Genomic DNA, 255 nt, shown 5'->3' on the forward strand with positions numbered 1-255 from the left:
CATCCATAAACGATGCGTTACTTATCTGTGACAACATTCTGTCGGCATGGCATACGATGCCGACTACCAGCACATTGTCAGCACTTCTGGCATTTGTCTCGCTCATTATTTTTTATCCAGTCCTGGTGAATGTGAGAAAACAGACTGGGATCATTATTGGCGGGTTACCCTGGTATGCACTACCACTGATCATTGTGCCAGTACTGGCTATAACTTTTTTTATTTCTCCTTCAGGTATTCCCGGATTTATTTATG

Annotated in this window: 1 pseudogene; it reads left to right on the plus strand. The window is 42.7% G+C overall.

What is annotated here, in order from left to right:
• Positions 1 to 56: 56 nt before the first annotated feature.
• Positions 57 to 255, plus strand: a pseudogene (locus ACERY3_RS25495) (MBOAT family protein); the annotation flags it as partial.

It is taken from the genome of Enterobacter cloacae complex sp. ESBL7, from assembly GCF_041679625.1.
In the GTDB taxonomy this organism is placed as follows: Bacteria; Pseudomonadota; Gammaproteobacteria; order Enterobacterales; family Enterobacteriaceae; genus Enterobacter; species Enterobacter asburiae_B.